This is a genomic window from Nonomuraea sp. NPDC049784, assembly GCF_040659615.1.
Classification (GTDB): Bacteria; Actinomycetota; Actinomycetes; order Streptosporangiales; family Streptosporangiaceae; genus Nonomuraea.
Genome location: NZ_JBFAMX010000670.1, coordinates 1 through 5312 on the forward strand (window position 1 = coordinate 1; position 5312 = coordinate 5312).

The 5312-nt window shown below is 70.4% G+C and carries 7 protein-coding genes; 3 read left to right on the plus strand and 4 right to left on the minus strand.

What is annotated here, in order from left to right:
• On the plus strand, positions 1–529 hold a 529-nt coding region (locus tag AB0J09_RS55275), incomplete at its 5' end, for an oligopeptide/dipeptide ABC transporter ATP-binding protein (RefSeq protein ID WP_360710396.1).
• Complete coding sequence (locus AB0J09_RS55280) at positions 526–1524, plus strand: ABC transporter ATP-binding protein (RefSeq protein ID WP_360710397.1); 999 nt, start codon at positions 526–528, stop codon at positions 1522–1524. The genes AB0J09_RS55275 and AB0J09_RS55280, both read left to right, overlap by 4 nt.
• On the opposite strand, the gene AB0J09_RS55285 is transcribed toward AB0J09_RS55280, so the two are convergent.
• Positions 1509–2486 (minus strand): YafY family protein, encoded by a 978-nt coding sequence (locus tag AB0J09_RS55285; RefSeq protein ID WP_360710399.1) that lies wholly within the window; start codon positions 2484–2486, stop codon positions 1509–1511. The two genes, AB0J09_RS55280 and AB0J09_RS55285, sit on opposite strands and share 16 nt — an antisense overlap.
• Positions 2487–2532: 46 nt before the next feature.
• On the opposite strand from AB0J09_RS55285, the gene AB0J09_RS55290 reads away from it, so the two are divergent.
• On the plus strand, positions 2533–2985 hold the full coding sequence (locus AB0J09_RS55290; RefSeq protein ID WP_360710401.1) for a hypothetical protein: 453 nt from the start codon (positions 2533–2535) through the stop codon (positions 2983–2985).
• On the opposite strand, the gene AB0J09_RS55295 is transcribed toward AB0J09_RS55290, so the two are convergent.
• From AB0J09_RS55295 to AB0J09_RS55305, 3 genes are all read right to left on the minus strand, one after another.
• Positions 2972–3157, minus strand: coding sequence for a hypothetical protein (locus AB0J09_RS55295; RefSeq protein WP_360710403.1), 186 nt, complete (start codon positions 3155–3157; stop codon positions 2972–2974). The two genes, AB0J09_RS55290 and AB0J09_RS55295, sit on opposite strands and share 14 nt — an antisense overlap.
• 233 nt (positions 3158–3390) lie before the next feature.
• Complete coding sequence (locus tag AB0J09_RS55300) at positions 3391–3831, minus strand: hypothetical protein (protein ID WP_360710405.1); 441 nt, start codon at positions 3829–3831, stop codon at positions 3391–3393.
• Between the two features lie 42 nt (positions 3832–3873).
• Positions 3874–5312: Na+/H+ antiporter NhaA (locus AB0J09_RS55305; RefSeq protein WP_360710406.1), on the minus strand; the 1439-nt coding region annotated here is incomplete at its 5' end.

Sequence of the window (5312 nt, forward strand, 5' to 3'; positions counted from 1 at the left end):
GCGCTCGTACCCCCACGAGCTGTCCGGCGGCATGCGGCAGCGCGCGGCCATCGCCATCGCGCTCGCGCTCAACCCCGAGATCATCATCATGGACGAGCCGACCACCGCGCTCGACGTGGTGGTCCAGCGCGACATCCTCCACGAGATCAGGGCGCTCAGGGAGGAGTACGGCTTCGCGGTGGTGTTCATCACGCACGACCTGTCGTTGCTCATGGAGATCTCCGACAGGATCGCCATCATGTACGCGGGCCGGGTCGTGGAGACCGGCAGCGCCAAGGCCATACACAAGTCGCCGCGACACCCGTACACGCTGGGCCTGCTCCGCTCGTTCCCGCGCCTGCACGGACCGCGCGAGCACCTCCTGGGCATCCCCGGCACCCCGCCCGACCTGAGGTCGTTGCCGCCGGGATGCGCGTTCCATCCGCGTTGCGGGCTGGCCATGGCGGAGTGCTCCTCGGTCCTGCCCACGCTCGAGGGCGATGTCGCGTGCCTGCTGAACGGCGGCCGTGGTCTGGAGGATGCATCATGATCGTTCTTGAGGGCCGTAATCTCACCAAGCACTTCACCGCCGCTCGTGGGCCGCGCGGCCGCCTCGGCAGGCGGCCGCCGGTGCGGGCCGTGGAGGACGTGTCGATCGCGCTGCGTGCCGGGACGGTCTCGGCGCTGGTCGGGGAGAGCGGCTGCGGCAAAAGCACGGTGGCACGGCTGCTCGCTCAGGTGTATCCGGCCACGTCGGGCGAGGTGCTGCTGCGCGGCGAGCCGGTACGCGCCCATCGCGGGGCGGCGTTCAGGGACTACCGGCGGCAGGTGCAGCTCATCTTCCAGGACCCGTTCGCCTCACTGAACCCCTTCCACCGGGTGCGCTATCACCTGGCCAGGCCGCTGCGCATCCACGGACACGTCCGCTCGGACGCGCACGAACAGGAGCAGGTCGCCGAGCTGCTCGAACGTGTCAGTCTCACGCCGGTCGAGCAGTTCATGGACAAGCTGCCGCACGAGCTGTCCGGCGGGCAGCGGCAGCGGGTGGCCATCGCGCGGGCGCTGGCGGTGCGGCCCGTCGCGCTGATCGCCGACGAGCCCGTGTCGATGCTGGACGTGTCCATCAGGCTCGGCGTGCTGCGGCTGCTGGAGGGGCTGGCCGAGGAGAGCGGGCTGGCACTGCTGTACATCACGCACGACATCGCCAGCGCCCGGTACTTCGCGCAGGACATCACGGTCATGTACGCCGGGCGGCTGATCGAGAGCGGGCCCAGCGAGGCGCTCACGCAGTCGGCCCGGCACCCGTACACGCGGCTGCTCCTGGAGTCGGCGCCGGATCCCGACCGGGTGACGCCACCTGAGGCCACGCGGCACGGCGAGCCGCCCAGCCTGATCGCCCCGCCGAGTGGATGCCGCTTCCATCCGCGCTGCCCGGTGGCGCTGCCGGTGTGCTCGGAGGAGGCGCCTGAGCGTACAGAGCTGGGGGACGGGCGCTGGGCCCACTGCTGGCAGGCCGACGCGGACGTCGCTCAGGCGGGGCGGTAGCGGGCCGCGAGTTGGACGGCGGTGGCCGCCACACGGTCGCGCAGCTCGGCGGGAGCCAGCACCTCGACGTCAGTGCCCAGCCTGAGGAACTCGGCGAGCGCGTGCTCGATCGACTCGATCGGCACCGTGACGCGCGTCCACCCCTCCTCGTCCGGCGGCTCCGCGCTCTCGCCTGCCGCCGCCACCACGCCGGGGGTCATGAGGTCGGTCAGGTGCTCCATGCCGCGCGGCGACAGCCGTACCACCGCCACGCCCCACCGCAGCCGGGCCTCGAACTCGGCCAGGTAGCCCTGCCAGTAGGCCGCGAGGTCGAAGCCGTCGGGCCGGGTGAATCCCTCGGGGAGCGGGTGCAGGTCGAGGATCTGCGAGACACGATAGGTACGCACGTCCCCGCCCGCCCGCGCGACGAGGTACCACCGCCCGGCCTTGACGACCAGCCCGTACGGGTCGAGCCGCCGCTCCACCTCCTGGGGCGCCCTCCAGCGGCGGTACCTGACCTGGATGCGCCGCTCGTTCCAGACGGCGTCGGCCACGGCGGGCAGGTAGGTCACCGGTTCCGGATCGCGGTACCAGGTGGGTGCGTCCAGGTGGAAGCGCTCCTGGATGCGGCCCGCGCGGTCGCGGAGCTCGACGGGCAGCGCGGCCATGAGCTTGAGCTGCGCGGCCGTCACCACCGCGCCCAGCCCCAGCTCGGCCGCCGGACCCGGCAGGCCGGCCAGGAACAGGGACTCGGCCTCGTCGGCCGTCAGCCCGGTGAGCCTGGTGCGGTAGCCGTCGAGCAGCTGGTAGCCGCCCTTCGGGCCCGCGTCGCCGTAGAGAGGGATGCCGGCGGCGTGGAGCGACTCGGCGTCGCGGTAGATGGTGCGTACGGAGACCTCCAGCCGATCGGCCAGCTCCTGCGCGGTCATCCGGCCGCGCGTCTGCAGGAGCAGGAGGATCGAGACCAGGCGGGAAGCACGCATATTCACTGACACTACCTGTCAGTGACCCCGCCATAGGTTCGGCGGCATGAACGATTTCGACTTCCTCGCCGGCCACTGGAACGTCGCCAACCGCAAGCTCGTGAAAGTGCTCGCCGGCAGCGACGAATGGGACGAGTTCCCCGGTCACTCGGTAGCCACCCGGCACTTCGACGGGGCGGCCAGCTTCGACGAGATCACGTTCCCGACCAAGGGGTTCAGCGGGATGACCGTACGCGTGTTCAACCACAAGACGCGGCAGTGGTCCATCTACTGGGCCAGCAGCGCGACAGGCGTGCTCGACACCCGGCCCATGGTGGGCGCCTTCGAGGGGAACAGGGGCGAGTTCTACGGCGAGGAGAGCCATGAGGGCAGGCCCGTGCCGTGCCGCTTCATCTGGACGGTGAACGGCCCGGACTCGGCCCGCTGGGAGCAGGCGTTCTCGGCGGACGGCGGGCAGACGTGGGAGACGAACTGGACGATGGACCTCAGCCGAGCGTGAGGCCGATCCCCGTCTGGAACGCGCGCGGGGCGGCGTCGGCGCTGGCACGTCCCAACAGGATCCCCGCCACGGCGATGGCCGCGATCAGCAGCACGAGCGAGCCGGCCACGATCACCCACCACCAGACGGACCTCGGCGGCTTGGTCTCGTAGAGCGGCACGTCGGGGAGCATGTCAGGCGTGTACGGGAGCCGCCGCGTGGATGGCGGCTCCTGCCTTTGGCGCGGAGGAGTGCCTGGGCGGGGAGGCTGGGCCGGGCGGGGGTAGCGGTGCCTGATCGTTTCGAGGGGATCCTGTCCCTCGGGGCCAGGCTGCTCTCGACTCATGATTCCCTCAGGAGCTGCTGCGGAGTTCTGGGTTACTCAGCCATTGTCACACTTGGCCAGCGGACTCGTCCCGTGACTCGTCAGCCCCGATTCTCGCCGTAGGGCGGCTGCTGCGGCGTCTGCCAGCCGGGCTGCTGCTGCTGCCAGCTCGCCGGGGGCTGCTGCCATCCAGGACCCTGAGATCCCTGAGGCGGCTGGGCGGGCTGGTGCGGTTTCCGGCGGGCGACCACGGCCCAGATCAGCAGCCCCGTGCCGACCGCGTCGAAGATCATGGAGATCGGGGTCGTGACGGCGAAAACCGTGTCGATCTTCATGCCGAGCGAGTCGGCCATCATCGGGATCAGGACCCAGGAGCGGAGGATGTTGAACACCACTCCCAGCAGGAGCAAGATGCAGCCCGCCATGCCGATCATGGCGGCGGAGCCGTGGTCGCGCCTGGCCCTCGCGGTCACGACAACGCCGGCGAGCAGCAGGATGCCCATCACGAGAACGCTGATGATGCTGGTGATCGTGGATGCCATCAAAAGAACTCCGATCGGGGGTAGAAACCGGACCCGATGACGTTACGGGGATTGGCGCAGGTCTGCCACTGCCCTGCTGATCGCATTCAGGTTCAGGGGCCCCTGGTAGCGCATGCCGTTCAGGAAGAGCGTGGGGGTGCCGCGCACCCCGCTGTCCCGGCCGGACTCCTGGTTGCGGGTGATCCGCGCGGAGTGGCTGGGCACGTCGGCCCAGGGGTTGACGTCCAGTTCGGCGGCGTAGTGCTCCAGGTCGGAGTCGGTGAGGAAACGCTGGTTGTCGTAGAGGATGTCGTGCATCTCCCAGAACCGCCCCTGGTCGGCCGCCGCCTCGGACACGATCGCAGCGGCCGTGGCCCGCGGGTGCAGCGTCGGCAGCGGGAAATGCCGGAAAACCAGCCGTACATCGGGATTTTTCTGGCGAAGCTCCTCCAGGATCGGGTGGAGCCGCCCGCAGTACGGGCACTCGAAGTCCCCGTACTCCACGATCGTCACCGGGGCGTCCTCGGGGCCTCGCACATGATCCCTGGGCCCGACCGGCACCGTGAGCCTGTCGGGCAGCTCCTCGGCGGGCTCGGCCTCGGGCGGCGCGCACACCCCGCCCCGGTCCCACGCCAGCCGGAAGATCACCCATCCCAGCGCGGCCGACAGCAGTGAGCCCGCCAGGATGCCGATCTTCGCCTGGGTGCGGATGGCCGGATTGTCAGCGAAGGCCAGGTCCACGATGAACAGTGCCACCGTGAACCCGATCCCGGAGACGGCCGCACCACCCAGCAGCTGCCCCCACACCAGGTTGCCCGGCAGGACCCCCCACCCGAACCGCAGCGGTATCCAGGTGCCGAGAGAGATCCCGGCGAACTTGCCCAGCAACAGGCCGAGCGCGACGCCGATGGAGACGGGCGAGGTCAGCGCGGCCCGCAGGCTCTCGCCGTCGAGCAGCACCCCGGCATTGGCCAGGGCGAAGATCGGCACGATCACGTAGCTGCTCCACGGATGCAGCCGCAGCTGCAGCCGCTCGTTCACGGAGACGGCGCGCTGGACCCGCCGCGCGGCCTCCCTGGCGGCCTGCGCGCTCGGAACGCTGGTGAACTCCTGCACGGCCTCGCCGGCGAGCAGCAGCTTGTGGTCGGTGGGCGCGTAAACGAAGACCAGGATGCCCAGGGCGATGCCGACCAGCGTCGGATGGATCCCGCTCTCGAGCGTGGCCACCCAGAGCGCGAACCCCAGCACGATATAGGCCGGCGCCCGCCAGATCTTCAGCCACCGCAGGGTCACGATGGCCGCGAGCAGCAGGGCGGCGGTGATGAGCGCGGGGACGGCGATGCTGGCCGTGTAGAAGATCGCGATGATCATGATGGCCAGCACGTCGTCCACGATGGCCAGAGTCAGCAGGAACGCCCGGAGCGGATCGGGGCACCGGGCGCCGACGACGGCCAGCACGCCCAGCACGAACGCGGTGTCGGTGGCGATCGGCACGCCCCACC